This is a genomic window from Halomonas sp. 18071143, from assembly GCF_019211725.1.
Classification (GTDB): Bacteria; Pseudomonadota; Gammaproteobacteria; order Pseudomonadales; family Halomonadaceae; genus Vreelandella; species Vreelandella stevensii.
Window position 1 is genome coordinate 3,746,263 of sequence record NZ_CP078120.1, and the last position, 25,390, is coordinate 3,771,652.

The window sequence follows — 25,390 nt, forward strand, 5'->3', positions numbered from 1 at the left end:
AGCCAGCGTCCTGAAGACACGCTGTATGCACAGCCAGTGTGCTGGCTGTGCTAGACTGGTCGCCCCTTTTTTGAACCGGCAGCGGCTTATATGGACGACGTCACGGCGATACTCGATCATCTCAACCCGGCCCAGCGGGAAGCCGTCAGTGCGCCCCAGGGCAACCTTCTGGTACTGGCCGGCGCCGGTTCCGGCAAAACGCGTGTGCTGGTCCACCGCATTGCCTGGCTGATGCAGGCCGAAGGGCTTTCCCCTTATGCCCTGCTGGCCGTCACGTTTACCAACAAGGCAGCCCGCGAGATGCGCACGCGTCTGGAAGCCTTGCTGGGCATCTCCATGCGCCATGTCTGGGTGGGTACCTTTCACTCGATCTCGCACCGGCTGCTGCGCACCCATTGGCAGGATGCCCGCCTGCCCCAGCACTTTCAGATCATCGACTCCGATGACCAGCTGCGGCTGATCAAGCGGCTGCTGAAAGATTACTCGATTGACGATGAGCGCTTCCCGCCACGCCAGGTGCAGGGGTTCATTTCTGGTTGCAAGGAAGAGGGCCTGCGACCCCATCAGGTGAACGTCAATGGCGATGCGTACCTCGCCCAGATGGTCGAGCTCTACGAGCGCTACCAGTTCACCTGCGAGCGAGGCGGGCTGGTGGATTTCGGTGAGCTGCTGCTGCGCAGCCTGGAGCTGTTGCGCGACAACCCGCCGTTGCTGAACCACTATCGCGAGCGCTTTGGCCATGTGCTGGTGGACGAGTTTCAGGATACCAATACCCTGCAGTACGCCTGGCTCAAGCTGCTCACCGGCCAGCAGACCCCGATGACCGCCGTGGGCGATGACGACCAGTCCATTTACGGCTGGCGGGGCGCCAAGGTCGAGAACATTCGTCGCTTCGAAGAAGAGTTTCCCAACACTCATACCGTGCGCCTGGAGCAGAACTATCGCTCTACCAGCGCGATTCTGGAAGCGGCCAATACGCTGATCAGCCACAACAGCGAGCGTCTCGGCAAGAACCTATGGACCGATGGCGCCGAAGGCGAGCCTATCTCGGTGTATGCGGGGTTCAACGACCTCGAAGAGGCCCGCTATATCGTCGATACCATCAAGGAGAAGGTCAACGAAGGCTTCAACCGCCGGGACGTGGCCATCCTCTACCGTTCCAACGCCCAGTCGCGCCTGCTGGAAGAGACGCTGATTCGCCAGGGCATGCCCTATCGTATCTATGGCGGCCACCGCTTTTATGAGCGGCTGGAAATCAAGAACGCCCTGGCCTACCTGCGCTTGCTGCTCAACCGTGATGACGATGCCTCCCTGGAGCGCGTCATCAATGTGCCCACCCGAGGCATCGGCACGCGCACCGTGGAAATCGTCCGCCATCACGCCCGGGAGCAGAGCGTATCGCTGTGGCAAGCGCTGCACGATGCGATCCAGGACGGCACCTTGAAAGGCCGCGCAGGCAACGCCGTGCAGGCCTTTACCAACCTGATCGAGCAGCTGGACAACGACACCTCGGGGCTGCCGCTCCACGAGATCATCGACCACGTCACGGCACGCACCGGGCTGATCGAGCACCATCAAAGCGAGCGCGGTGAAAAAGGCCAGGCCCGGGTCGAGAACCTGGAAGAGCTGGTCAACGCGGCCCGGGCCTTTACCCATGGCGATGCCTTCGAGACACCGGAAGCCGGAGAAGGCATGGCCGCGCTGGAAGCCTTCCTTTCGGAAGCCGCCCTCAACGCAGGCGACCATGAAGCCGAGGAGTTCGAAGACAGCGTGCAGCTGATGACCCTGCACTCGGCCAAGGGGCTGGAGTTCCCGGTGGTGTTCATTGCCGGGGTGGAAGAGGGGCTGTTTCCCCACAAGATGTCCGTGGAGGAGCCAGGCCGCCTGGAGGAGGAGCGCCGCCTGTGCTACGTGGGCGTGACGCGCGCCATGCAGAAGCTCTACCTGACCCACGCCGAGACTCGCCGCCTGCACGGCAAAGAGGTGTTTCCCCGCCCCTCCCGGTTTCTCCGTGAGCTACCGCCTCATCTGCTGGAAGAAGTGCGTCTGCGCGGCCATGTCTCGCGCCCCGTGACCGCTTCACGGCCCAGCTTTGCCCAATCCAGCATCGAAAGCGACGGCGACCTGCCTGCCCTGCATGTCGGCCAGCGGGTGGGCCACCCGGTGTTCGGCGAAGGCATCATTCTGAACGCCGAAGGCGAAGGCGCTCGGGCGCGGGTTCAGGTGAGCTTTGACGGCGAAGGCGTGAAGTGGCTGGTACTCGGGTTTGCCAAGCTCTCCCCCCTGTAACCCGTTGACCCGCCAGCAGGCGTGAGCACTTGCCCAATAAAACCTGCTTGGCGCATACTGGCAGGCGGACACTGCGCTCACTGCGCTTATAAAAAACTTCCAATAATTTCGGAGTCATGCCCGCCATGCAACGCCGTCAATTCCTGAAAACCGCCGGCCTGGGTGCCGCCGGTGTCGCTGCTGCACCGTTCGTATCGACTGCCAGCGCCAATGAAACCTATACCTGGGACATGGTGACTTCATGGCCCAAGAATTTCCCGGCTCTGGGCACCGGCGCCAATGACTTTGCTCGCCGCGTGGAAGAGCTGTCCAACGGCCGTATGCGTATTCGGGTCCATGGCGCGGGCGAGCTGGTGCCTGCGCTGGAAGTCTTCGATGCCGTCGCCGCCGGCACCGCCGAAATGGGCCACTCCGCCTCTTACTACTGGCGTGGCAAAGTGGCCGCCTCGCAGTTCTTCACGGCAGTGCCGTTTGGCATGAACACCACCGAAATGAACGCCTGGCTGTACCATGGCGGCGGTCAGGAGCTGTGGGACGAGATCTACGCCAACCACAACCTGAAGCCTTTTGCCGTCGGCAACACCGGCACTCAGATGGCGGGCTGGTTCAAGAAAGAGATCAATTCGCTGGCCGACATGCAGGGCATTCGCCTGCGCCTGCCGGGCCTGGCCGGTGAAGCCATGAACGGTATCGGTGTCACCACCGTGAACATGCCAGGCTCCGAAATCTTCACTTCGCTGCAAACCGGTGTTCTGGATGCCGCCGACTGGGTAGGCCCCTACAACGACATGGCCTTCGGCCTGCATCAGGTGGCCGACTACTACTACACGTCGGTATGGAACGAGCCCACGGCGGTACTGGAAGGCACCGTCAACCTGGACGCCTGGAATGCCCTGCCGGAAGACCTGCAGGACGTGATTCGCGAAGCGGCACGTGCCTCCAACCTGGCCATGATCAGCGAGTTCGCCTACCGCAACGCCCAGGCGCTGGAAACGCTGGTCGACGAGCACGGCGTGCAGCTGCGCACCTTCCCGGATGACGTCATGGCCGCGCTGTACGAGTCCTCCAAAGAAGTCATTCAGCGCCAGGTCGATGGCGACGAAGAGTCGCGTCGCGTGTGGGAATCCTACTCGGCCTTCCAGAGCGTGCTGCGCCCCTTCAGTGACGTAGGCGAGTATGCCTACCTGAAGAGCCGCGACAGCGTGGGTGCCTGATCACCTTCGACTCAAAAGGGCGCCTCGGCGCCCTTTTTGTTATGACGCCTTTGTTATGACGACGGTGTCATGGCCACATCAGCTGTGAACCGCTCTGATCCGACCATTATCATCCAGCGCCACCATGACGAAACGCGCTTCGGTGACTTTCTGGCGCTCTTCGATATGTCGGCCATGGGGTGGGCGCACCCAGACCTCCACGTCGATGCGGATCGAGCTGTGGCCAATATCCTGTACCTGGGTGTATACACTGACCATGGAACCCACGCGCACCGGGCTTAGAAAATCCATGGCTTCGATGGCAACCGTGGCAGTACGCCCGCCTGCCTCGCGGCCAGCGGCCAGCTCGGCGGCCTGGTCCATATGATTCACCAGCCAGCCACCGGGAATGTCCCCGTAGAGGTTGGTATCCTGACGAGAAGCCAGTAACTTTAACGTGAGCTGCCCTTGGGGGGCGGGAGCATCGTCCACATCGGAATCCAGTGGTGTCATGAGGTCGTCGCTTTGCAAGGTTATTGTTGTGGTCGGGCCTGGCGCCTGTTGCTGCACTGCAATAACAGGCTAGCACCAGTTAATCACAAGAGGAAAGGCGTTTGAAGAGCGACAGTGTACAGCGATGGAGACCTTACCGCCTACTGCTGGCAAGCTGGCTATGCTGCTTCAGCGCCTTTGCCTGGGCGCAGCCAGCGCCCATCAGCGGCACCCTGGGCGCCGTGGGTTCGGACACCATGGCCGGGCTGATGCTGCGCTGGGGTGAAGCCTTGAATGCGCGCTACCCCGATATCACTCTGCAATTTCAGGCGGGGGGGTCGGCCAGCGCCCCCACGGCCCTGGTGGCAGGCACCACCCGCATCGGGCCCATGTCGCGGGCCATGACCGAACGCGAGCGCCAGCAGTTCATCCAGCGTTATGGCTACCCGCCGCTGCAACTCAGCGTCGCCCGCGATGCCCTGGTCCTGGTGGTACATCGTCATAACCCGCTGGAAGCCCTGTCACTGGCGCAGGTAGATGCCATCTTCTCTACCACCCTCGCCTGCGGTGCCGATGCGCCTCTGCAGCGGTGGGCATCGCTGCTGCCCGCCACGGATTGGCCCTACGGGCACATTGCCCTGCATGGCAGAACCCTGGCCTCCGGCACTCAGGGGCTGTTCCAGCAGCGCGCCTTATGCGGCGGGCAGTTTCGCCGCGATATCAGCGAACACCCCGGTGCGGCAGCGGTGATTGCCGCCGTGGGAGAGTCGCCCAACGCCATGGGCTATGCCGGATACAACCACCTGACCCCCATGGTGCGCGCCGTGGCGCTGGCCGATGAGCAAGGCACCCCGGTAGAGCCCAACGGGGCGAACATTCAAAAGGCCACTTACCCACTCTCCAGAACGCTGTATCTCTACGTCAATCAGCCCCCTGGCGAAGCGCTCCCAGCGGCCGAGCAAGCCTTTTTGGAGCTGGTCTTTTCAGCCGAAGGGCAGCAGATCGTGCAGGCGGCAGGCTTCGTGGCGCTTCCTGACCACCTGCGCAGCAGCCAAGCGTTGGATGATTGACGTCCTCCCCGCCCTAAAGGACGGGGATTCCAACTTCTTGAGGGCAACGTCCTGCCCCGAGGCTGAGGATATTCCGGGCCGCATTCACGTCCCGGTCGTGGAGTACACCACACTCCACGCACTCCCAGACCCTTACTCGCAACCCGTTGACGCCCTGCGGCCCGCTAAGCGAGCCGCACGATGAACAGGCGCGGGTGGTGTTGGTTTCGCGAACGACCTTGAAGACGATGCCTGCGTGAGCGCATTTATATTCCAGCATCGTTTTCAGTTGTGACCAGCCAGCGTCGTAGACGCTTTTGGCCATCCTGGTCTTCGCGAGCCTGGTTGAGGAAACATCGCCCACGACGATTTCGCCGTACTGGTTGACGAGTTTCCGGGAAAACTTGTGCTGCGCGTCCTGGCGACGGTTCTTGATCTTGGCGTGAATAGCTTTTACCCGCCGCTTGTTGCGGGCACGTTGGGCTGTCGCCAACTGGTCTTCCATGCGGCGGTAGAAGCGGCTGTTTTCCAGCCTTCCTCCATCGCTACAGGTGGCCACATCCTTGAGCCCAAGGTCGATGCCAACGGCGCCCTGCCCAAGCGTCGGCTGCACGTCCACCTCGACCGCAACATTGAAATACCACCGGCCCCGGCTATCTTCGTTGAAACTGCCGGCACGGAACTTGTATGTCGACAGGCCGTAGCTATCCCACACCTTGAAGTAGGTGCCGTTGTGAAATACCTGCCCGTTCTTCCACTTGGCCGCGCCGGTATTGACCGGAATCCAGCCAAGTGAGCGGCGTACACCGCCGGACTTGCGCCAATTCAAGCGGGGCTTTTTGAACTGCTTGCGGCGGGCAACGTATTCAGCAGCGATGCATTGCAGCGTTTGGCTGTGCAGGCCGAGGTCCTTGCCAGCACCCTTGGTATAGGGGTGCATGTCGTAGGCAGACAGAAACAGACCTTTCTCCCGAATGGCTCGGGAAGACAGTTCGTTGAGGTAGTTCCAAACAAAATTCACGCTGCGGGCCATGCGGTTAAGCTCGGCGGCGTGTTTGTCCTTCACTCGAACCTTGAGGGTCTTGGTCTGCTTCATGGCTTCGAATATACTTGGTCTATGGAAAACAAACAAGCTATCAGAACAGGAAGACACTGCGTTTTTAAACTCCATGCCCATTTGGTATTTGTCACCAGGCATCGGGGCAAGGTGTTCACCGGCGCGCATCTCAACTCCCTCGAATTGCTTTTCGACCGAGTGTGTCGGGACTTCGAGGCGGAGCTACAGGAGTTCAACGGTGAAACCGATCATGTCCATTTGCTTGTCAACTTTCCACCCAAAGTGGCGGTATCCAGGCTGGTGAATAGTTTGAAGGGGGTATCCAGCCGTCGGATGAAGTTACTACACCCTGAACTGGTGCAGCCCGCCTACCGGAAGAACTCGCTGTGGAGTCCAAGCTACTTTGCGGGAAGTGTCGGAGGCGCCCCCCCCCTGAGCATGGTCAAGCAGTATATTGAGCAACAATCGAGGCCGGACTAGGGGCGCTCTCGCGCCCCTCGCTATCCATCCTCGCACAGAAGTACGAGGTTTTTCGCGATGTTCGATAAACTGTCATCCAATTGTCACAAACAGGGCGTAGGGTAAGCTATTCTGGCCACAAACCCTTATTTTCATCACGGCACCTGCTTCGTATGATGTCGACATGACTCCTCCTCGGCTACCTGCTTCGCGTCAGCCGCTACGTTTGCTTCACGACCGTATTGCCACCGGACTGATTACGGCTGGCGGCATTGCTGTTTTGCTGGCGATCCTCGCCATTGGCGTCTTTCTGGTGTGGGAAGCGCTGCCGCTGCTTGGTTTTGGCGAAGCGCTCTCCCTGGCCACGCTGTCGCCGCTCGCCTGGGGCACCCTCAAAGCTGCCCTGGCGGCCATGCTGTTTGCCACGCCCATTGCGCTAGGGGCCGCCATGTATTCGGCGCTGTTCATGTCGTCACGCCTGCGCAGCCGCATCAAGCCCGTGATGGAGTTGATGGAAGCAATACCCGGCGTGGTGATTGGCTTCATTGCCGGACTGCTGCTGGCCCCGTGGGTAGAGCGTCATTTGGCCAGCACCCTGCTCGTACTGGCCTGGCTGCCGCTGAGCGCAGCGCTGGCAGGTGCCCTTTGGCATGCGGCCAGCAGCCGTTGGCGCCAGCGGCTGCCTCTGTCGTCGGCGGCACTCTGGCTGATACCGTGGCTCGCCTGCATGACCGCCTTGGCTCTGTGGGTGGCGCCGCTCGCCGAAACCTACTGGCTGGGGGGCGACTTGCGTCTGTGGCTGGAGCAGCGCCACGGCATCGACTACGCCACGCGCAACGCCCTGATCGTCGGCATCGCCATGGGCTTTGCGATTATTCCCAGCATCTACTCGCTGGCCGATGACGCCCTGGCCGACGTGCCATCCACCTTGATGGAAGGCGCCCAGGCGTTGGGCGCCAGCCGCTGGCAAGCGCTGTGGAAAGTCGCCCTGCCCACCGCAGGCCCTGGCGTGTTTTCGGCGGTGATGATTGGCGCAGGCCGCGCCGTGGGCGAAACCATGATCGTGCTGATGGCCAGCGGCAACACCGCACTGTTCAGCGCCAGCCCCTTTGAGGGGCTACGTTCACTGTCGGCGTCGATTGCCATCGAGCTGCCGGAGGCCTCCCCCGGCGGCATGACCTATCACCTGCTGATTCTGGCGGCGCTGGCGCTGTTCATCTTCACCTTCTCGGTCAATACGCTGGCCGAAGTCGTGCGCCAGCGCCTGCGTCGGCGTTACCAGCGGCTGGGAGGTGCACGCTGATGGGCTGGCGAGCGCTGAGCTTTCGCCTGAACACGGCGGGCAACCGGCTGTGGCCCTGGCTATGTGCGGGTAGCGTGGCCCTTTCGCTGCTCATGCTCGGCGCTTTGCTGGTACTGCTGACCACCAAAGGGTTAGGTCACTTCTGGCCCGCCGAGCTGGAGGAGGTCGCCCTGCACAGCGGCGAAACGGTGATCGGCCAGCCGGTGCGCGAGGTGCCGCTACCCCATGCCCAGGGCATGGAGCGGCTCTATTTTACCGGCAACCGCGACCTCACGGGCGCCAGCTGGCGCTGGCTGGCCGTCGATCAAATTGCCCAGATCACTAAACCCGCTGAGCTGATACGTCTGGAGCGCACCCCCTGGGGCGACTTTCTTGGCCGCCTGGATGCCGTCGAAAGCGAAGGCCAACGGCTTGAAGGGCAGGCGGCCATGGAGTTCGTGCGCCAAGCCCTGATGCTGCCGCCAAACCAGCGCCCCGACGCCCAGCTGTTGCTGGAAGCCAATGGCAGGGTACAGCCTCAGCCGTTGGCGGGGATCACCCACCTGCAAACTCCCAACGCCATGGCCTGGCACCAAAAGGTGGCAGCCTGGGGCGGGCGCGTGTGGCAGTTCCTCAGTGAGGGGCCGCGCGCGGCCAATACCGGGGGCGGCGTATGGCCGGCCATTTTCGGTACGCTGTTGATGGTGATTCTCATGTCCGTGATCGTCACCCCTTTTGGCGTGCTGGCGGCCATCTACCTCAACGAAATTGCCCACCAGAACCGCCTGACCCATCTGGTGCGTATCGGGGTCCGTAACCTCGCTGGCGTGCCCTCCATCGTATATGGCGTATTTGGGCTGGGAGTTTTCGTGTACGGCATCGGCGGCTCCATCGACAGCTGGTTCTTCGAAGACGAACTGCCATCACCGACCTTTGGTACCGGCGGGCTGCTGTGGGCATCGCTGACCCTGGCACTGCTGACCCTGCCGGTGGTGATCGTGGCTACGGAAGAGGGCCTGGCACGCATTCCCGATGCCCAACGTGAAGGGGCCGTGGCGCTGGGGGCAACCCGCCTGGAGATGCTCACGCGCATCGTGCTGCCCATGGCCATGCCCGCCATGCTGACCGGGGTGATTCTGGCCGTGGCGCGGGCCGCTGGCGAAGTGGCCCCGTTGATGCTGGTGGGCGTCGCCAAGCTGGCTCCGCAAATGCCCTTGGACGGCGAGTTTCCCTACCTGCACCTCGAACGCAAGTTCATGCACCTCGGCTATCATCTATTTGATACGGCCTTCCACGGTGAAGACGTACAGGCCGCGATCCCCCTGGTGTTTGCCACCGCGCTCCTGCTGGTACTGATTGTGCTGGTGCTTAATCTAACTGCCATATTTCTGCGTCATTATCTAAGGCGTCAACGAGGAAACGAATGCTAGCGTTATCGTCCGCCAACACTGCTCAACCGCCGGTGACGCGCTTCTCAGCCGACGCCCGGTGCCTGAGCATCCACCAGTTCAACCTCGCTTATGCGGGGAAACCGGCGTTGCGTGACCTGACGCTCGACGTACCTCGTCACCGGGTGACCGCGTTCATCGGCCCCTCAGGCTGCGGGAAGTCCACGCTGCTACGGGCAATCAATCGGCTTCATGACTTGAACGAGTCCGTGACCCACGATGGCCATATCTACCTGGAAGAGCAGGACATTCATGCGCCACGCATGAACGTGACCGAACTCAGACGGCGGGTAGGGATGGTGTTTCAGACGCCCAACCCGTTCCCGATGTCGATCTACGAAAACGTGGCCTTTGGCCTGCGCCTGCAAGGGCGCCTGCCCAAACGCAAACGCGACGATATCATCGAGTGGGCGCTGACATCGGCCGCTCTGTGGGATGAGGTCAAGGACCGCCTGCACCGTTCGGCCTGGCAGCTCTCCGGCGGGCAACAGCAGCGCCTGGTGATTGCCCGGACGCTGGCCGTTCAGCCGGATGTCCTGCTGCTGGACGAGCCCGCCTCGGCCCTCGACCCTATTTCGACCCTCAAGATCGAGGAGTTGATACGCAACCTGAAGTCCCAGCTCACCCTAGTGCTGGTGACTCACAATATGCAGCAGGCCGCGCGGGTTTCCGACTACACGGCCTTTTTGCAAAACGGTGAACTGATCGAATATGGGCCCACGGATCAAGTGTTCACCAACCCGCGTCTACAACGCACCGAAAATTACATTACCGGCCGCATGACCTAGGCCCCATCGACGATACGTCAGGAGTGCTCAATGGATATCACGAGCGAGACACACAGCCAACACATCTCTCGCCAGTTCAACCAGGAGCTGGAAGAGCTGAAGACCCACCTGATGGCCATGGGCGGTCTGGTGGAAAAGCAGGTGCAGGATGCGGTGCATGCTCTGCTGGAGGGCGACAGCCGCCTGGCGGAAAAAGTGCGCGACAATGACCGTCAGGTCAACGACCTGCAGCTGCAAATCGACGACGAGTGCACCCGAGTGCTGGCTCGCCGTCAGCCGGCGGCATCGGACCTGCGGCTGGTACTTGCGGTCATCCGTGCCACCTCGGACCTGGAGCGAATCGGCGACGAAGCCAGCAAGATTGCCCGCAATGCACTGTTGTTAAGTGAAAACAGCGGTGCCATTCGTGGCTTGGTAGAAGTCCGCCATATCAGCGAGCACGTGCGCAAGATGCTGCGTGACGCCCTGACCGCCTTCGCCCGCTTCGATACCGAGCTGGCCATGCAGGTCGTTCGCGAAGACGAATCGGTGGACGACGAATACGGCAGCGCCATGCGCTCGCTGATGACCTTCATGATGGAAGACTCGCGCTCCATCAGCTCGGTGTTGAGCATCATGTGGGTGCTGCGCGCCCTGGAGCGGGTGGGCGACCACGCCAATAACCTGGCGGAATACGTGGTGTACCTGGTGAAAGGCCTGGATATTCGCCACAGTGACCCAGACACCCTGGAACAGAAGGTCATGAAAAAATCTTGACCTGGCCGTCAAACCCTCCTGCAATACGCCCAGACCATTGTCTGGGCGTTTTTTTAGGGAGTAATGTCGCGTGAATGCACTCAACGCATTGGGGCAAGGCACCCGCCTGGTGTATCAGCCCGGGCTAAGGCGCTATGTTTTTCTACCCATTCTGGTCAATCTGCTCGTGTATACGGGTATGGTTTACGTGGTCTTCACACGCTTTTCGGGCTGGCTGGAGAGCAGCATGGCCATGGTGCCTGGCTGGCTGGAGTGGTTGTCGTGGCTGATCTGGCCGCTATTCTTCATCAGCTTGCTGGTGGTGATCTTTTTTAGCTTCACCCTGGTGACTCACCTGATCGCAGCGCCTTTCTATGGGTTTCTGGCGGCTCAGGTAGAGCGCCAGGCCACCGGGCGTGAGCCTCTGGATGACCGAGGGCTGGCCAAAACGGCGCTGGACGCCGTGGGTCGAGAGCTGGTCAAGCTGAGCTATATTCTGCCGCGCATGGCCGTATTGTTCCTGTTCAGCTGGATTCCCGGCTTGAACGTCTTCGCGCCTCCCTTATGGGCGCTCTTTTCTGCCTGGGTCATGGCCATTACCTATCTGGACTACCCGATGGATAACAACAAAGTGTCGTTCAAGGACATGCGCAGCAGGCTTTCACGGCGCTGGTGGCCGAGCATGACATATGGCGGGCTGGTCATGCTCATCACCTGGATCCCCTTGGCCAACCTGTTCCTGATTCCAGGCGCCGTCGCAGGCGCAGTCCTCATGTGGGACCGCCACTATCGTGGCACACCGGACACGCGGGATAAGGCGGCAGGCTCGGCGCTCTGAATCAGAGCCATTCATCACAGGGCCGCCCATATAGCAGGCACAAAAAATTAGACCCCGCTAGGCGGGGTCTCGACCACTCTTACTTATGAACGATACTGACTGCTGGCTTCCTCTCCGTTTGCGGGACTCCAACCTTGGAATTTACCCTGACCAGTGTCTTGACCGTTTTCTGATTCATCCTTGAATCGGTGAGCATCCTTGCTATGGGACATCCTTGCCCTCAGTTTGCTCACTCCTAAGCGTAAGAGTTTTTTTCAGCTTTGCAAAGAATTGTTACGTTTAGCTGCCGCTATTTTCTTCTACCACATCTTCCGGAGTGTACTCGGCACCGCCGCTCATGTTGGTAGACTCTGGCTCATCCACGACGTCGGGACCTTGTGTGCCGTGATCAGTGGTCAGGTCTTCTGTGTCGTAGCTACCGGGCTCAGCCGTACCAGACTGTGTGTTCATGGGCTCATCTTCGACGGTTACATCCTGATTCTGGTCGATGGATGAGTGATCCGTGGTGTCTGCAAATGCCAGTGGACTTGCCATCAGGCCAAAAGAAACACCTAAAATACCAGCTTTCTTGAGTAGTTCCTTGGACATCATATTCCGCCTCCTCGATCGCTGTTAATACCGCATAGTTAAGGAAGAGTGACTTCATGTCTTACCAGTTCCTGCGGTAATCTTCCTTGCCTAGAATATTGCATACGTTGTGCCACGCATGCCAAAAATCAAAAAAATTATTTATTATCAATAATTTAAAAAAACAAGGATGGTATAAAGCATGGGCTCAGGGGGTCATGACCACGCCTTTGAGGTGGTTAAAAATGACACATGAGTGATGTGTGACCAGAGTTCTATGCCAATATGGCACACTTATACAGGGGTTGTGCAGGAAGCGGATAAGGAGGAGCGCAAAGCGTCATCGAGCCCTCAAGCCGAGCCGCTGACTCGCTTGGCAGGGAAGACACAGCGAAAGGATGCCCCCTCGCCAGGATGTGACTCTATGTTGAGCTGGGCCTCGTGGCGCAGCAGCACGTGCTTCACGATGGCCAGGCCCAGACCCGTCCCTCCTGTTGCCGTACTACGCCCTTTATCCACTCGATAGAAGCGCTCGGTCAGGCGGGGGATATGCACCGGATCAATGCCATCGCCATCATCCTCGACCTCGATACACCCGCTGCCGTTGGCGGCCACCGACCAGCGCAACGTGATCTGACTGCCTTCTGGGGTATAGCGCACGGCATTGAAGGCTAGATTGGAAATGGCGCTGCGCAGCTCCTGCTCGCTGCCGATCAAGCCAGCGTCGCTCTCCAGAATGACCTGCACACTGTGCTGCTGCCTGGAGAGCGCCAGGGCGTCTCGGCGAATGCTGTCGAGCATGGGGCCTACGGCCAGCGTCTGGTGATCATCGCCTCCCTGGTCGATTTCCAGCCGTGACAGCAGCAGCAGGTCGTTGACCAGATTCTGCATTCGTCGCGTCTGCTCCTCCATCTGTACGATCCCTTTACCCAATCGGGGAGGCAGCAGCTCCTTGAGGTCGCCGTAGGTTTCCAGATAGCCCGACAGCACGGTCAGCGGAGTGCGCAACTCATGGGAGACGTTGGCGACGAAGTCACGCCGCATCTGCTCCAGGCGATGCAAGCGCGTGATATCACGGGCCATGACCAGCCGCTCGTCATCGCCGTAGAGGGTGATCTGATACTGGAGGATGCGCCGCTCGTCGATCGGCGAGGTCAGCGTCAGCGGCTCGCTGTAGTCGCGGGCATTGAAGTAGCTGATGAAGCGAGGGTCGCGCAGCAGGTTGGTGATGTGCTGGCCACGATCGTGGGCGGTTTGCAGCCCCAGCATGTCGGTGGCCGCGCTGTTCCACCACTCCAGGTCGCCGTGGCGGTCCAGCATCACCACGCTATCGCGCATGGCTTCGGAGGACTCCTGGATTCTCGCCAGCGTCGCCCGTAAACGACTTTGGGTAATGCGCTGGCTTTTCTGGTAGCGATAGAGGCGGTCGAACAGCTCCCCCCACATGCCCTTCGCCGCCGGGGGCTCATCGTGGGGGTGAAGCGTCAGCCAAAGGAAGAGCGCTCGAAACTGGCGCAGATGATAGACCAGACAAAACAGCAGCCCCGCCGCCAGCCCGGCGCCAGGGTAATCCACCAGCCATCCCAGGCAGAGGCCCAACAGGGCCAGCCAGATGATGCGCCAGATCTCACGGCTCCACAGGCGCACGCTTACACTCGCGCAGAGAACCGGTACCCAGTACCGCGCACCGTTTGAATCAGATTTTGATGAGGCTCGCCCAGCGCTTTACGAAGACGACGAATATGCACGTCCACCGTGCGCTCTTCCACGTAGACGTTGCCACCCCATACCTGGTCAAGCAATTGGCTGCGCGTGTAGGCGCGCTCCTGATGGGTCATGAAAAACTGCAGCAGACGATACTCGGTAGGCCCCATTTCCAGCGCCTTGCCATGGGCGCTGACCCGGTGGCTCACCGGGTCCAACAGCAGACCATTGATTTCGATGGGGTCTTCCACGCCACGCGGCGTGGCACGGCGCAGCACGGCCTTCAGGCGGGCCACCAGCTCACGGGGGGAAAAGGGCTTGGTGATATAGTCGTCGGCACCCGCTTCCAGGCCCTGGATCTTGTTGTCCTCTTCGCCCTTGGCCGTCAGCATGATGATCGGCAGCTCGGCGGTGGCTTCTTCGCGCTTCAGCCGACGGGCCAGCTCGATGCCGCTGGTGCCCGGCATCATCCAGTCCAGCAGCAACAAGTCAGGCTGGTGGTCGACGACCATGGCGTGGGCATCCTGGGCGTTGTCCGCTTCAAGCACGCGATAGTCAGCCATCTCCAGCGCCACGGCGATCATTTCGCGGATCGGCGCCTCATCATCGACGATCAGTACGGTCTTGGCGGTCATTCCAGGGCCTCACGGTGCTCTATTCAGGAAGGTTCAATGACATGCGTGTGACGATAACACCATGACTTGATGACAGTTCCATGACACCCAGTCAATTTAGCCCGCTACCGGCCACCAGCTCAAGGCAATACCTGCAAAGACCAGCAGACCCGACCAGTGGTTGTTCAGGAAGGCCTGAAAACAGCGGTCTCGATCGCGCCCGACGATCAGCCACTGCTGGTACACGAACGTCGCCGCCATGCCCAGCAACCCCAGCCAGAAAAAGCCCCCTAGCCCAACGCGCAGCGCGACCCAGCTCAGCAGGGCCAGCACGCTTGCCTGCAGCACTCCGATGATCAGCCGGTCAGCACGGCCAAACAGCACGGCGGTCGACTTGATACCGATTTTCAGATCATCGTCACGGTCGACCATGGCGTACTGGGTATCGTAGGCAACGGTCCACAGCAGGTTGGCACTGAACAGCAGCCAGGCTTCCAGAGGCACGTGGCCCAATACCGCGCCAAACGCCATGGGAATGGCCCAGGAAAAGGCCGCGCCCAGCACCACCTGCGGGAAGTGGGTGTAGCGCTTCATGAACGGATACACGAAAGCCAGCAGCACGCCGCCCACCGACAGCAGCACGGTGAACCAGTTAGTCAGCAGCACCAAAATGAAGGCAGCGGCGACCAGCGCCACGAACAGCAGCTGGGCTTCGGTTTCGCTGATGCGTCCCGTGGCCATGGGGCGCTGGCGAGTACGCTTGACGTGGCCATCCACATGGCGGTCGGCATAGTCGTTCACCACGCAGCCCGCAGCCCGCATCACGTAGACACCGGCAATGAAGATGATCAGCACGGAGCGACCCGGCACCCCTTCTGCAGCCACCCACAGCGCCCAGAGCGTCGGCCACATGAGCAGCCAGGTACCAATGGGCCGATCCAGGCGCATCAGCTGAAGAAAGTCTGCCAGCCGGGCCCAACCCGTTGGCCGCAATAGAGAACGGTCCATGCTCATGCTTACCTCGTGAAAGAAACTCCAGAATAGCCTAGCGCGAGGGCAGGCTCAGCGCATCGGCCATGGTCGATAAAAAATACTCTTGAACCAGCAGCGACAGTCCCGCGTGCTGAAACACCGAGCGACGCCCCCACTGGCTACGCCCCTTGGCGGGGGCACCCCACGCCGTGAAGCGCGGGAGCGACGCCGTAGCCTGCAACGGCCCGCGCACCAGGTCCGGCTGCTGAAACAACCAGCTGCCCAGCGAACGCTCGCCCAAGGCCCCCAGGCCTTTGCCCTGCAGCTGCTCCAGCGGTGCCACCGATCGCGCCACCACCCAGGGGGTGCCGTCGATGCACAGCGCCACCTCGCGTAGCCAGGCGTGGCGACGTGGAGCGATGCCCAGCGCCATGGCTTCGTCCTGAAACGGCAGGCCAATGGTCTGACGCAGCAGGCGTACGCGGAACTGGCTCGGCGCTCCGGCCGCCATCAGGCGCGCCGTCAGGGAGTCGGTCGAGGCCACCCATTGCCACCAGGCCGCACTCATGGCAGGCCGCGCAGCGGCAACCGGCCGCCAGTGGGGGGGTAGCGAAAACGCAGGGCGTGGCAACTCAACGAGCGTCACCTGAGCCTCCAGAACAGTCAATTGGAAAGAAGGCTAGTGTAACATGATGGCTTGGCAGGCTTTTGTTCCTTACCCCCGGATAACGATATGCCCGATTCACACTTCAGCGAATCCCCACATGCCGAGCTGGTCATTGTCGGCACTGGCATGGCCGGTATTGGCCTGGCGCGAGCGCTGCGCCGCCAGGGGGATTCTCGCACCATCGCGCTGGTCAGCGCCGACCGTGGCGAAGAGTACAGCAAACCGCTGCTGTCCACGGGCTTCGCCAAGCGGTTGAGCCCCGAAAAGCTGGCGCAGCGCAGCGCAGAAGCGCTCGCCGACGAACTGAATGCCCAGGTCATGGCCCACACGCAAGTCGTCGAACTGGCGGTGGAACACCAGATGCTGCGCCTGGACAACGGCACTCTGCTCCGCTACGAGCACCTGGTGCTCGCCACCGGCGCGGCCCCGCGCACGCCGTTCCAGATACCCGATGCGCTGAAAGGGCGCTGCTTCACGGTCAACGACCTGGATGACTACCGCCGCCTTTATGCAGCGCTCGCCCAGCCCAGCCGAGTGGCGATCATTGGCGCGGGCCTGGTGGGCTGCGAATTCGCCAACGACCTCCATGCGGGCGGCCACCACGTCACCCTGGTGGCGCCAGAGAGCACCCCGCTACCGCGCCTGCTGCCCGAACCGCTGGGCCACGCCCTGGCCGAAACCTTTCGAACGGCAGGCATGCAACTGGCACTGGGGCGCACGCTGGACAGCCTATCCATGAATGCCGACCGCGACCTGGTACTGCAGCTCGACGGCGGCGAGCGCCATACGGTGGACATCGTCCTGTTGGCCACGGGCCTTGCGCCCCGCACGGCGCTGGCCGAGGCCGCCGGACTCGCGGTCAGCGCCCGCGGTATCGAGGTGGACCGGCTGCTTCGTACTCACCAGCACAATGTATACGCATTGGGCGACGTGGCCTGCATCGACGGCGTGAACGCCATGTACGTTCAGCCGCTGCAAGCCAGCGCCAAAGCGCTGGCGGCCACGCTGGGCGGCTCGCCTACCCCGGTAAGCTTCGGCGCCTGGCCGATCATCGTCAAAACGCCTCTGCTCCCGGTGGTTGCCTACCCGCCAGTGGGCACACCGCAGCACTGGCGAGTGGAGGGTCATGGGCAGGATTTGACGGCGCTGGCGGAAGATAAAGACGGTCGTTTGATTGGTTTTGCGTTGACAGGGGGCTGCGTGAGAAGGAAAGTGGAGCTTTCCAGAGCTGTCCCTGCCCTGCTAGGCTGATTTTCGCCGCCTTCACGACTAGGCTGAATAAGCCCCGCCGGGGTGGGTTACCAACAACATTGACGTTTGTTTTTCACAAGGGAGATTCCTTCATGCGCAAACCTGAACTCGCCGCTGCCATCGCCGAGAGTGCTGACCTGTCCAAGGACAAGGCAGGCCAGGTCCTGAATGTCATTCTGGACGAAATCACCAACAGCGTGGCCAAAGGCGAAGACGTTACCCTGATTGGCTTTGGCACCTTCACCGTACGCGAGCGCGCCGCCCGTACCGGCAAGAACCCGCAGACCGGCGCACCGCTGCAGATTCCGGCCAGCAAGAACGTGGCGTTCAAGCCAGGTAAAGCGCTCAAGGACGCCGTTTCCTAATGAAGCTTTCGCTGACGCTGTGGCTGTTGAGCTTCATGCTCAAGCGCGCCCTGCGCCGCAAGCCACGCTTTCGTGAGCAGCTGGAGCGCATGCAAGGGCTGGACTGGGGCATTGCCACAGAAGACCTGAGCACGGCGCGCCACTACCGAATGACGCCCCGCTACATTACGTCCGGTAAAGGCCTGCCCGTCGACCTGGATCTGGAGCTGCGCTTTCGCGACCAGCAAGCCGCCCTGCGTATCCTCAGAAAGCCGACGCAACAGGCGTTCCTGGATGGCATGGTGGCAGGCGACGTGCGCCTCGTCGGCGACTCTGCCGACATGAACAAGCTGCAAAAGCTGCTCAAATACTTGTAGCCCTGCACGCTGGGCGCATTTTCGTCACGCGAGGTAGCACCAGGCGATGGATATCCCTCATCAGCGATTGGCCTACTTTCGCGTGACGCTCGAATCAGGCTCGGTGCGCCGAGCCGCCGCCCGGCTCAACATCGCCCCTTCCGCCGTCAGCCGACAGATTGCCCTGCTGGAAGAAGCGCTGGGGGCAACCCTCATGGAGCGCCAGCGCGGCGGCATACGCCCCACGCCCGTCGGCGAGATGCTGCTGGAGTACTGCGAGCGGCGCAGCGCCCTCGACGAAAGCTTCATCACGTCCCTCGAAGCCTACCAGCGGCTGGAAACCGGAACGATTTCCCTCACCGTGGGCGAAGGCTTCGTCAGCGACCTGGTGGCTTCTCCCCTGCATGAATTCACCCAGCGCTATGCGGGCATCCAGCTGGATATCCATATCGCGGGCACATCCGGCATCATCGATGCGATTGTCGAGGATCAAAGCCATATTGGGCTGATGTTCCACGAGCGTACCCATCCGCAGCTACGCTTCTGGGCCTCCAGCCCGCAGCCGTTGATGGCCATTCTGGCGCCGCATCACCCCTTGGCCGAGCAGCCCCACCCGCTCACCCTGGCACAGCTCAGCACCCAGCCCATGGCCATGTGGGACACCACCCATGGCGTGCGCCAGATGGTTGACCAGGCGTTTCAACAGGCACGCCTCGCCCCGCGTATGACCATGAACACCAACTCGATGGTGATCCTGGCGCAATACGTGCGCAGCGGCATGGGGGTGACGCTGCTACCGGCGTTTGCGGTCGCCCACGACCTGGACATCGGCAGCCTTGTCGCACGCCCGGTCGACGACCCGCTGTTTCAGCGCTCCCAGGCCCACATGGTCACCCGGGTGGGCCGCCAGCAGCCCAAGGCCAGCATCCTGCTGCTGCGCCACCTGCAGCGCTGGATGCAGGCCTTCAGGGACCCGGCATCGAATCAGCCGACACCGCTGCCGTAGCCAAACGCCACGCTGGCCTCCGGTGCGGTTTCCACCCAGACGCTTTGCGGCACCGTGTATTCGCGCAGGCCGTCCAGACCGCTGGAGCGGCCAAAGCCGCTGTCGCCAAAGCCCCCGAACGGCGACATCACGCTGATCGCCTTGTAGCTATTGATCCATACCGTGCCCGCCCGCAGCTGCCCCGCCACACGATGCGCTCGGGCCACGTCCTGGCTCCACACGGCACCGGCCAACCCAAACCGGGTGTCGTTGGCAAGCCGAACGGCCTGGGCCTCGTCATCGAATGCCATGGCGATCAGTACCGGGCCAAACACCTCCTGCTGGTAAGCGTTCATTCTAAGACGTCCTGCCGCCCGGCTGACATTCGCCCTACAGTAACCTCACATTTGCCCACACGAGGTTACCCCCATGAGAAAGCACCGCACCCCGGAACAGTGGCAGGCCCTGGTTGACCAGCATCGTGACAGTGGTCTGTCAGCTTCGCAGTTTTGTAAACAAGAGAACATTGGCTATTCCAGCTTCTGCAACTGGCGAAAGCGCCTGTCCGATCAGCCGACCGATAATTCGACAGACTCTGGAGAAGCCAGCTTTCTCGATTTGTCGTCACTGATGGGCACGTCGCCATCATCCGGCTTAGGCTGGAATATTGTGCTCAGCCTGGGTAACGGCGTCGAGCTACGGCTGAGCCAGAACGGATGATCGGGCTCGATAGCCAGGCGCGCATCTGGCTATGTACCGAACCCACAGACATGCGCAAATCCTTCCGGGGCCTGAGCGCCCTGGTTCGGAATCAGTTGAAGCACGACCCGCTCAGTGGCCAGTATTTCGTCTTCGTCAATCGTCGCAAGACCCAGATGAAGATGCTGTACTTCACCGCCACCGGTTATTGCCTGTGGGCCAAGCGCCAGCAGGGCCAGTTCCGGGTGCCGTTATCCGCCTCCGGGCAGCGAGCCCTGACCTGACGGATCTGCAACTGCTGATCGATGGCATCGAGGTGCAGAAATATCGCCAGTTCAAGCGTTTTCGAGGGGTATAGAAGGCCGACTTTCGATATAATATCGGCCATGAATTCAACCGCTTCCGCTCCTTCTTCCAATGCACCTTCCTACTCGGCTCTGGCCGAGGAGAATGCCGTGTTGCGGGAGCAGTTGGGAGCCGGCAGAAGCGATTCGTCAGCTGACGCATCAACTGGACTGGTTCAAAAGCAGCTGTTCGGTCCGAAATCCGAGAAGCAGGTGTTCGATCTTCCCGGGCAGGACAGCTTGTTCCAGCCAGAGGAAGCGCCGCTACCGGCGCCGCCTGCTGACGAAGAAGAACGCCCCATCAAGGCCTATCAGCGTGGCACCGGCAAGAAGCAGCGCGACGATGGCTGCCTGAACGACACCGGTCTGCGCTTTACCTCTGATGTGCCGGTGGAAGTCATAGAGTATCTGCCGCCAGAGCTGACAGGGCCGGAGGCCGATCAGTACGAAGTAATCGGCAGTAAGACCACCTACCGGCTGGCCCAGCGGGCCTCCAGTTACGTGGTGCTGAAGGTGGAGCGCCCGGTGTTCCGGCGCAAGGGGAGTGACAAGCCCATCACCACGCCGGCCCCGTTCAACGTGCTGGACAACAGCCTGGCCGATGTCAGTCTGCTGGCCGGGTTGCTGGTGGACAAGTTCCAGTTCCACCTGCCGCTGTACCGTCAGCACCAGCGCATCCAGCAAGCCGGTATCACAATCAGCCGCAGCACCCTGACCAATCTGGTCAAGCGCGTGATCGACCTGCTTCGGCCCATTGTGGATGCCCAGACCGACAACGTGCTGCGCAGTCGGGTGCTGGCCATGGATGAAACGCCGATCAAGGCCGGTCACCAGGGTCGGGCGGGCCCGCAAAAAGGCAAGTTGAAATCCGGCTGGTTCTGGCCGTTATACGGCGATGCCGACGAGGTGGTGTTCACCTACTCGAACAGCCGTGGGCGTGCCCACATCGAAGCCATCCTCAGCGAATCGTTCAACGGCACGCTGATCAGTGACGGCTACGCGGCCTATGCCCGCTACGCTGCTGCCCAAGAGAACGTCACCCACGCCCAGTGCTGGGTGCATAGCCGCCGTTATTTTATCGAGGCGCAGAAGGATCACCCGGAAACCGTCACCGAGGCCCTGCAACGAATCGCAGCGCTGTACCGGAATGAAGAAACCATCAGAACCCACGGGCTGACTGGCGAGAAGAAACGTCAGTACCGGTTGGAACACTCGAAACCGGTCGTTAGCGGCTTCTTCCAGTGGTGCCGGGATCAGTTGGCGTCAGGCGGCCTGGTGCCGAGCGATCCACTGACCAAAGCTCTGAACTACGTGCTCAGCCGGGAAGCCAGCCTGAGCGTATTCCTGGAAAACCCAGACGTGCAGCCAGACACCAACCACCTCGAGCGGGCACTACGCCCCATTCCCATGGGCAAGAAAAACTGGATGTTCTGCTGGACTGAATTGGGGGCGGAACACCTGGGCATCATCCAGAGTCTGATCAGCACCTGCAAGCTGCACAATATTACCCCCTACACTTACCTGGTGGACGTGCTGCAACGCATCAGCCAGCATCCGGCCAGTGACGTCAGCGACCTGACGCCTCGTCTCTGGAAAACCCGGTTCGCCGAGAATCCGCTACGGGCGCTGATCGATCCACGCCATCCTGACCGACAGAACAAACAGCCGGAGGCCACCGTTCATGCGCATTGACGACATGAGCATCGACCAGTTGCTGGAACTGAATCAATACATCTGCCGGCGAATTGATGAACTGCGTGACCGGGAGAACCTCCAGGCGCTGAGCCAGTTGCGGGTGGGCCTGAAAGTGACCTTCGAGAGCCGGGAAGGCCCCGTGCTGGGGATTGTCACCAAGATCAACCGCAAGAGCGTGATCGTGCTGGATGAGGATGGCAGGAAGCAGTACAAGGTCTCGCCGGAGTTATTGAGACCTCTCCGGGACGTGAAGTAGGTCAACTACGTCTTGGAATGAACGCTTACTCCTGCTGGGCAATCTCCATGTCGGGGGTGACATTCACCAGCACCGTGGGGGTGATTCATCTAGATCCAAACCGAGGCTCAAAATCAAGCACCTATCCATGCCGTACCTCTTACCATTACTGAGGCTCTATCGGAGGGGGAGTACACTAATCACAATGAGCATGAAACTTCTCTATTTAATCTAAATTAGCCGCATAGAATATTAAAGCGACATGAATATAAAACAGTTATAAATCAATCGTACTTTGCAAGTATGTAAGAAATAACTTACATGCTTTAAGAAATAACTTACATTTTTTTAAGAAATAACTTACATCACAGCTCAGCTAGCGCACCTATTCTCAGTTCGTAGCCCCCTTCAAAGCGGTAACGCCACATAGCACACATTATTATAACTATCCAATCTAATTAACAGCTAAATTAGACGAGGGAACGAGTATGGTTCCAGTGTGTATTGAAGATTGGCAATCGATTGCAAAACGCCACTTACCCCCAGAAGTTTATGACTTTATTGACGGTGGGGCTGGAAGTGAGCAATCATTGCAAGAAAATATTTGCGCACTGGAACGTGTAAAGCTTCTTTCCAGAGTTCTGCGAGGAATAGAAAAAGTAGACCCATTCACCACTCGTTTGGCTCGCATCCTTGGAAACCAATGCCCAACACCTCCCATACTTGTGGCTCCGAGTGCGCATCATAAACTCGTTCACCCTGAAGGAGAGCTCGCAACAATTAAAGCTGCGAACCAGAATGGAGTCCCCTTCATCCTAAGCACTATGTCAGATTTTCCTGTGGAAACAGTATGCGAAAACCTGAATCCGTGAGACCGGCCCTCAGAAGCACTTCTAACCCACTGACCTGCATGGCAATATAGCCATTATCGCCATTCACCCAGACAGTGCCATGCCCAACATAAAGTTCCGCGCCAGTCGCCGCACCCTCACCAGCCACGCCGGGCTGTCCATCATCGGGCAATGCTTCGAGATCGCTGGCGTCGACAGCATCGACAGCCGCTTCCCCACCACGCTGGGCATGCGCACCAGTGACGTGATCAAGAGCTACCTGGGCCTGCTGTGTCTGGGCATGAGCGACTATGACGCTGTCGAGAACTTCCGCCGCGACAAGCCCTTCCAACAACTGCTGACCCTGCAGAAGGTGCCGAGCGCGGCGACGCTGCGACAGCGGCTGGAGAAACTTGCCGCCAACGACCTGCAGGCGCGCACCGCCACCTGGTCCACGACCCTGCTGTCACTGATCGAAGCACCGATCACCGCCGAGACGACGCACGTCTGCCTGGACATCGACACCTTCGTCATGGACAACAGCAACTCGAAGAAGGAAGGCGTCTCGCGGACCTACCAGAAGGTCGATGGCTACACCCCGATCGCCGCCTATCTGGGCAACGAAGGGTGGTGCCTGGGTCTGGAACTGCGGCCTGGCAAGCAGCACACCATGAAGGAGAGCAACGCCTTCCTTGAGCGGGTACTGCCTCGCGCCCAATGCCTGACCAGGCAACCGATCCTGTTACGCGAGGACAGCGGCTTCGACAGCCAGGCGCACCTGGCGCTTCTCGAACAGCAACGCCAGGTCTTTGCCGACGAGGGGCGCCGGCTCGACTATGTCGTCAAATGGAACCCGCGCGGCTCGGCCACGGCTGATCGAGATACCTGGCTGGCGGTGGCGGCGGACTACTGGGAAGAGCTGCGTCCTGGCAAGCGCCAGGCGCTGTGGACGCAGACCGTCTCGATCCACGACGACAACAAGACCGAATACGTCGTCCAACGCGTGATGCGCCTGGTAGAGCGCACCGCCGATCGCGATGGCCAGTTGCTGCTCGAACCGGACTATGAGTTGGAAGGCTGGTGGACCAGCTCGGACGAGGCGCCGGAGGCGGTGATCAAGCGCTACCGGCGCATGCCACCCATGAGCAGTTTCACAGCGAGATCAAGACCGATCTCGACTCGAGCGCTTGCCGTCCGGCAAGTTCGCCACCAACGATCTGATCCTGCATCTCGCCCAGTTGGCCTACAACATCCTGCGCCTGATGGGACAGCTGGGCATGACCGGCGAGCTGAGCCCGGTTCGCCACCCGGCCAAGCGGCGCCGGCTGCGCACCGTGCTACAAGAGTTGGTGCACCGTGCGGCTCTCGTGATTCACAAGGCACGGCAGATCATCCTCGACTTCGGGCAGGATATCGGGCGCATGACGGTGCTCAAGACGCTGCGGAGCCGACTGCGTTATCCACGAGGAACGCCATGCTGACCGTCAATCGGCGACACTCTATCCACAAGCAGTTCCAGGCGACACGTGATCGCCAGATATGTCGTGCCTGGCGGGTGGAAAGGCATGACAAAACGGGCCGTCAGCACCGATCAGCACGGTGGGTTTTGGCAATAACGGGCTTGCGAAAGCCAACTTGCACGGGGCGAATGATCAAAAAGTGCTCGCTGGCGGTGATAGGGAAAGTGTCGGCGCCGGCTTCACGGATTCAGGTAAAGGAAAGTCACGATTACTATGAGGGGAAAAGGGATAGGCATTTGCCAACAATCCCTCCTACCCTAGCTTATTGGGTTCCAGAAGATGGAGACGTTGCCCGCAATAATGACTATGTTCACTATGAAAGCTACACCTTTCGAAAACTATTAACAAAACCAATCATTGGAGCCATCGCTGCACGTCTCGCACAAACCGATGAAATAAGAATATGGAATAGCGCTCTCATTACCAAGCCTGCTCGGGGAGAGTTTGAGGCAGAGGGAATGTTCCGCCCAGTGGTTCCATGGCATAAAGATGCGCACTACTGGTCGACCTGCTCGTCAAACAAGCTTCTCACGGCTTTTATCAATTTTTATGACTGCTATGAAAATATGGGCGCTTTGGAAATGATTGACGGCAGCAACCGGTGGCGGGAGATTGATGCCGATGACAGTATTACTCAGCATTTTGGGAATCGCAGCGTAGATGAACTACAAACTATGCTGGAAGAAACAGCCAAACTCAACGACGACACGGTCAGAAAAATCGCCATGGTTGGAAAACGTGGTCATATCAGCTTTCATAACTGTAATACCTTCCATGGCAGCCCTCCTAACTACAGCAAAGTTGATAGAGTCTCAATTTCTCTGCACTTACAAGATAGAGCTAATAGCTACAAGCAGCATATTTTAGCCGACGGCTCAAAGTTAAAATATAATAATGATTACTTCTGCCGTTTAGACCATGCAGGCAATCCGGATTACACTGATCCAGACTTCTGCCCAAAAATCTGGAAGGAATAA

The 25,390-nt window shown here is 60.2% G+C and carries 27 protein-coding genes and 1 pseudogene; 20 read left to right on the forward strand and 8 right to left on the reverse strand.

Features of this window, described 5'->3' with window-relative positions; translation table 11 throughout:
• The first annotated feature begins 90 nt into the window (after positions 1 to 90).
• Both uvrD and KVY02_RS17605 read left to right on the forward strand, forming a co-directional pair.
• A complete protein-coding gene (gene uvrD, locus KVY02_RS17600) occupies positions 91 to 2,289 on the forward strand; it encodes a DNA helicase II (RefSeq protein WP_016915473.1) in 2,199 nt (732 codons plus the stop codon).
• Between the two features lie 125 nt (positions 2,290 to 2,414).
• The gene (locus KVY02_RS17605; protein ID WP_218314046.1) at positions 2,415 to 3,503 is read left to right on the forward strand and encodes a TRAP transporter substrate-binding protein; all 1,089 of its coding nucleotides are present in this window, start codon (positions 2,415 to 2,417) and stop codon (positions 3,501 to 3,503) included.
• A 78-nt stretch (positions 3,504 to 3,581) separates the two neighbouring features.
• Here KVY02_RS17605 and KVY02_RS17610 read toward each other — a convergent pair whose 3' ends face one another.
• A complete protein-coding gene (locus tag KVY02_RS17610; protein WP_016915475.1) occupies positions 3,582 to 3,995 on the reverse strand; it encodes an acyl-CoA thioesterase in 414 nt (137 codons plus the stop codon).
• Positions 3,996 to 4,096: 101 nt separating this feature from the next.
• Here KVY02_RS17610 and KVY02_RS17615 point away from each other — a divergent pair, with 101 nt between their 5' ends.
• Positions 4,097 to 5,044, forward strand: a complete 948-nt coding sequence (locus tag KVY02_RS17615) for a PstS family phosphate ABC transporter substrate-binding protein (protein ID WP_218314047.1) — start codon at positions 4,097 to 4,099, stop codon at positions 5,042 to 5,044.
• A gap of 13 nt (positions 5,045 to 5,057) precedes the next feature.
• On the opposite strand, the gene KVY02_RS18435 is transcribed toward KVY02_RS17615, so the two are convergent.
• Complete coding sequence (locus KVY02_RS18435; protein ID WP_016914375.1) at positions 5,058 to 6,119, reverse strand: RNA-guided endonuclease InsQ/TnpB family protein; 1,062 nt, start codon at positions 6,117 to 6,119, stop codon at positions 5,058 to 5,060.
• A gap of 21 nt (positions 6,120 to 6,140) precedes the next feature.
• On the opposite strand from KVY02_RS18435, the gene tnpA reads away from it, so the two are divergent.
• From tnpA to cysZ, 6 genes are all read left to right on the forward strand, one after another.
• Positions 6,141 to 6,560 (forward strand): IS200/IS605 family transposase, encoded by a 420-nt coding sequence (gene tnpA, locus KVY02_RS17625; RefSeq protein WP_218314048.1) that lies wholly within the window; start codon positions 6,141 to 6,143, stop codon positions 6,558 to 6,560.
• Positions 6,561 to 6,723: 163 nt separating this feature from the next.
• Positions 6,724 to 7,842 carry an ABC transporter permease subunit gene (locus KVY02_RS17630; protein ID WP_218314049.1) on the forward strand — a complete coding sequence of 373 codons (1,119 nt, stop codon included), beginning with the start codon at positions 6,724 to 6,726 and terminating at the stop codon, positions 7,840 to 7,842.
• Positions 7,842 to 9,251 (forward strand): phosphate ABC transporter permease PstA, encoded by a 1,410-nt coding sequence (gene pstA / locus KVY02_RS17635; RefSeq protein WP_218314050.1) that lies wholly within the window; start codon positions 7,842 to 7,844, stop codon positions 9,249 to 9,251. Before KVY02_RS17630 ends, pstA begins: the two co-directional genes overlap by 1 nt.
• Positions 9,245 to 10,057 (forward strand): phosphate ABC transporter ATP-binding protein PstB, encoded by an 813-nt coding sequence (gene pstB, locus KVY02_RS17640; protein ID WP_016915479.1) that lies wholly within the window; start codon positions 9,245 to 9,247, stop codon positions 10,055 to 10,057. The genes pstA and pstB overlap by 7 nt, the downstream gene beginning before the upstream one ends.
• 30 nt (positions 10,058 to 10,087) lie before the next feature.
• The gene (gene phoU, locus KVY02_RS17645; protein ID WP_016915480.1) at positions 10,088 to 10,813 is read left to right on the forward strand and encodes a phosphate signaling complex protein PhoU; all 726 of its coding nucleotides are present in this window, start codon (positions 10,088 to 10,090) and stop codon (positions 10,811 to 10,813) included.
• Between the two features lie 70 nt (positions 10,814 to 10,883).
• Entirely contained in the window at positions 10,884 to 11,630 is a 747-nt protein-coding gene (gene cysZ / locus KVY02_RS17650; protein ID WP_218314051.1) for a sulfate transporter CysZ, read from the forward strand.
• A 279-nt stretch (positions 11,631 to 11,909) separates the two neighbouring features.
• Here cysZ and KVY02_RS17655 read toward each other — a convergent pair whose 3' ends face one another.
• From KVY02_RS17655 to KVY02_RS17675, 5 genes are all read right to left on the reverse strand, one after another.
• Positions 11,910 to 12,221 carry a hypothetical protein gene (locus KVY02_RS17655; RefSeq protein ID WP_016915482.1) on the reverse strand — a complete coding sequence of 104 codons (312 nt, stop codon included), beginning with the start codon at positions 12,219 to 12,221 and terminating at the stop codon, positions 11,910 to 11,912.
• A gap of 327 nt (positions 12,222 to 12,548) precedes the next feature.
• Positions 12,549 to 13,844 carry a phosphate regulon sensor histidine kinase PhoR gene (gene phoR, locus KVY02_RS17660; protein ID WP_218314052.1) on the reverse strand — a complete coding sequence of 432 codons (1,296 nt, stop codon included), beginning with the start codon at positions 13,842 to 13,844 and terminating at the stop codon, positions 12,549 to 12,551.
• A 2-nt stretch (positions 13,845 to 13,846) separates the two neighbouring features.
• Positions 13,847 to 14,536, reverse strand: coding sequence for a phosphate regulon transcriptional regulator PhoB (phoB, locus tag KVY02_RS17665; RefSeq protein ID WP_016915484.1), 690 nt, complete (start codon positions 14,534 to 14,536; stop codon positions 13,847 to 13,849).
• Between the two features lie 96 nt (positions 14,537 to 14,632).
• The gene (gene ubiA / locus KVY02_RS17670; protein WP_081138642.1) at positions 14,633 to 15,523 is read right to left on the reverse strand and encodes a 4-hydroxybenzoate octaprenyltransferase; all 891 of its coding nucleotides are present in this window, start codon (positions 15,521 to 15,523) and stop codon (positions 14,633 to 14,635) included.
• Positions 15,524 to 15,560: 37 nt separating this feature from the next.
• The gene (locus KVY02_RS17675; protein ID WP_218314053.1) at positions 15,561 to 16,133 is read right to left on the reverse strand and encodes a chorismate--pyruvate lyase family protein; all 573 of its coding nucleotides are present in this window, start codon (positions 16,131 to 16,133) and stop codon (positions 15,561 to 15,563) included.
• A gap of 87 nt (positions 16,134 to 16,220) precedes the next feature.
• Here KVY02_RS17675 and KVY02_RS17680 point away from each other — a divergent pair, with 87 nt between their 5' ends.
• The 4 genes from KVY02_RS17680 to KVY02_RS17695 all read left to right on the forward strand — a co-directional run bounded on the left by KVY02_RS17680 (position 16,221) and on the right by KVY02_RS17695 (position 19,111).
• On the forward strand, positions 16,221 to 17,405 hold the full coding sequence (locus tag KVY02_RS17680; RefSeq protein WP_218314054.1) for an NAD(P)/FAD-dependent oxidoreductase: 1,185 nt from the start codon (positions 16,221 to 16,223) through the stop codon (positions 17,403 to 17,405).
• Between the two features lie 92 nt (positions 17,406 to 17,497).
• Complete coding sequence (locus KVY02_RS17685; protein ID WP_016915488.1) at positions 17,498 to 17,770, forward strand: HU family DNA-binding protein; 273 nt, start codon at positions 17,498 to 17,500, stop codon at positions 17,768 to 17,770.
• Positions 17,770 to 18,126, forward strand: a complete 357-nt coding sequence (locus tag KVY02_RS17690) for a hypothetical protein (protein WP_081138551.1) — start codon at positions 17,770 to 17,772, stop codon at positions 18,124 to 18,126. Before KVY02_RS17685 ends, KVY02_RS17690 begins: the two co-directional genes overlap by 1 nt.
• Before the next feature lie 46 nt (positions 18,127 to 18,172).
• Positions 18,173 to 19,111: a LysR family transcriptional regulator gene (locus KVY02_RS17695; RefSeq protein ID WP_218314055.1), complete on the forward strand. Its 939-nt coding sequence runs from the start codon at positions 18,173 to 18,175 to the stop codon at positions 19,109 to 19,111.
• Here the strand turns inward: KVY02_RS17695 and KVY02_RS17700 are convergent.
• The gene (locus KVY02_RS17700) at positions 19,090 to 19,446 is read right to left on the reverse strand and encodes an aldehyde dehydrogenase family protein (RefSeq protein WP_371317389.1); all 357 of its coding nucleotides are present in this window, start codon (positions 19,444 to 19,446) and stop codon (positions 19,090 to 19,092) included. The genes KVY02_RS17695 and KVY02_RS17700 overlap by 22 nt on opposite strands.
• Before the next feature lie 73 nt (positions 19,447 to 19,519).
• Here KVY02_RS17700 and KVY02_RS17705 point away from each other — a divergent pair, with 73 nt between their 5' ends.
• The 7 genes and pseudogenes from KVY02_RS17705 (at position 19,520) to KVY02_RS17735 (ending at position 25,390) form a co-directional block, all read left to right on the forward strand.
• Positions 19,520 to 19,810 (forward strand): IS66 family insertion sequence element accessory protein TnpA, encoded by a 291-nt coding sequence (locus KVY02_RS17705; RefSeq protein WP_022519766.1) that lies wholly within the window; start codon positions 19,520 to 19,522, stop codon positions 19,808 to 19,810.
• A complete protein-coding gene (tnpB, locus tag KVY02_RS17710) occupies positions 19,807 to 20,073 on the forward strand; it encodes an IS66 family insertion sequence element accessory protein TnpB (protein ID WP_218314056.1) in 267 nt (88 codons plus the stop codon). Before KVY02_RS17705 ends, tnpB begins: the two co-directional genes overlap by 4 nt.
• Before the next feature lie 102 nt (positions 20,074 to 20,175).
• Positions 20,176 to 21,825 carry an IS66 family transposase gene (locus KVY02_RS17715; RefSeq protein WP_218314057.1) on the forward strand — a complete coding sequence of 550 codons (1,650 nt, stop codon included), beginning with the start codon at positions 20,176 to 20,178 and terminating at the stop codon, positions 21,823 to 21,825.
• Positions 21,815 to 22,084: a hypothetical protein gene (locus KVY02_RS17720; protein ID WP_022519664.1), complete on the forward strand. Its 270-nt coding sequence runs from the start codon at positions 21,815 to 21,817 to the stop codon at positions 22,082 to 22,084. Before KVY02_RS17715 ends, KVY02_RS17720 begins: the two co-directional genes overlap by 11 nt.
• 467 nt (positions 22,085 to 22,551) lie before the next feature.
• Positions 22,552 to 22,935, forward strand: a complete 384-nt coding sequence (locus tag KVY02_RS17725) for an alpha-hydroxy-acid oxidizing protein (RefSeq protein ID WP_218314058.1) — start codon at positions 22,552 to 22,554, stop codon at positions 22,933 to 22,935.
• 79 nt (positions 22,936 to 23,014) lie between these two features.
• Positions 23,015 to 24,374, forward strand: a pseudogene (locus tag KVY02_RS17730) (IS1380 family transposase).
• A gap of 167 nt (positions 24,375 to 24,541) precedes the next feature.
• The gene (locus KVY02_RS17735; RefSeq protein WP_218315119.1) at positions 24,542 to 25,390 is read left to right on the forward strand and encodes a phytanoyl-CoA dioxygenase family protein; all 849 of its coding nucleotides are present in this window, start codon (positions 24,542 to 24,544) and stop codon (positions 25,388 to 25,390) included.

Bases quoted from the DNA above. Each gene is read 5' to 3' on its own strand.
- ubiA (WP_081138642.1), bottom strand. From the start codon at position 15,523: ATGGACCGTTCTCTATTGCGGCCAACGGGTTGGGCCCGGCTGGCAGAC.
- tnpA (WP_218314048.1), top strand. From the start codon at position 6,141: ATGGAAAACAAACAAGCTATCAGAACAGGAAGACACTGCGTTTTTAAA.
- KVY02_RS17700 (WP_371317389.1), bottom strand. From the start codon at position 19,446: ATGAACGCTTACCAGCAGGAGGTGTTTGGCCCGGTACTGATCGCCATG.
- KVY02_RS17715 (WP_218314057.1), top strand. From the start codon at position 20,176: ATGAATTCAACCGCTTCCGCTCCTTCTTCCAATGCACCTTCCTACTCG.
- KVY02_RS18435 (WP_016914375.1), bottom strand. From the start codon at position 6,119: ATGAAGCAGACCAAGACCCTCAAGGTTCGAGTGAAGGACAAACACGCC.
- KVY02_RS17695 (WP_218314055.1), top strand. From the start codon at position 18,173: ATGGATATCCCTCATCAGCGATTGGCCTACTTTCGCGTGACGCTCGAA.
- KVY02_RS17735 (WP_218315119.1), top strand. From the start codon at position 24,542: ATGATCAAAAAGTGCTCGCTGGCGGTGATAGGGAAAGTGTCGGCGCCG.
- phoU (WP_016915480.1), top strand. From the start codon at position 10,088: ATGGATATCACGAGCGAGACACACAGCCAACACATCTCTCGCCAGTTC.
- KVY02_RS17655 (WP_016915482.1), bottom strand. From the start codon at position 12,221: ATGATGTCCAAGGAACTACTCAAGAAAGCTGGTATTTTAGGTGTTTCT.
- tnpB (WP_218314056.1), top strand. From the start codon at position 19,807: ATGATCGGGCTCGATAGCCAGGCGCGCATCTGGCTATGTACCGAACCC.
- uvrD (WP_016915473.1), top strand. From the start codon at position 91: ATGGACGACGTCACGGCGATACTCGATCATCTCAACCCGGCCCAGCGG.
- KVY02_RS17680 (WP_218314054.1), top strand. From the start codon at position 16,221: ATGCCCGATTCACACTTCAGCGAATCCCCACATGCCGAGCTGGTCATT.
- pstA (WP_218314050.1), top strand. From the start codon at position 7,842: ATGGGCTGGCGAGCGCTGAGCTTTCGCCTGAACACGGCGGGCAACCGG.
- KVY02_RS17690 (WP_081138551.1), top strand. From the start codon at position 17,770: ATGAAGCTTTCGCTGACGCTGTGGCTGTTGAGCTTCATGCTCAAGCGC.
- KVY02_RS17605 (WP_218314046.1), top strand. From the start codon at position 2,415: ATGCAACGCCGTCAATTCCTGAAAACCGCCGGCCTGGGTGCCGCCGGT.
- KVY02_RS17630 (WP_218314049.1), top strand. From the start codon at position 6,724: ATGACTCCTCCTCGGCTACCTGCTTCGCGTCAGCCGCTACGTTTGCTT.
- phoB (WP_016915484.1), bottom strand. From the start codon at position 14,536: ATGACCGCCAAGACCGTACTGATCGTCGATGATGAGGCGCCGATCCGC.
- KVY02_RS17685 (WP_016915488.1), top strand. From the start codon at position 17,498: ATGCGCAAACCTGAACTCGCCGCTGCCATCGCCGAGAGTGCTGACCTG.
- KVY02_RS17720 (WP_022519664.1), top strand. From the start codon at position 21,815: ATGCGCATTGACGACATGAGCATCGACCAGTTGCTGGAACTGAATCAA.
- KVY02_RS17705 (WP_022519766.1), top strand. From the start codon at position 19,520: ATGAGAAAGCACCGCACCCCGGAACAGTGGCAGGCCCTGGTTGACCAG.
- KVY02_RS17610 (WP_016915475.1), bottom strand. From the start codon at position 3,995: ATGACACCACTGGATTCCGATGTGGACGATGCTCCCGCCCCCCAAGGG.
- KVY02_RS17725 (WP_218314058.1), top strand. From the start codon at position 22,552: ATGGTTCCAGTGTGTATTGAAGATTGGCAATCGATTGCAAAACGCCAC.
- pstB (WP_016915479.1), top strand. From the start codon at position 9,245: ATGCTAGCGTTATCGTCCGCCAACACTGCTCAACCGCCGGTGACGCGC.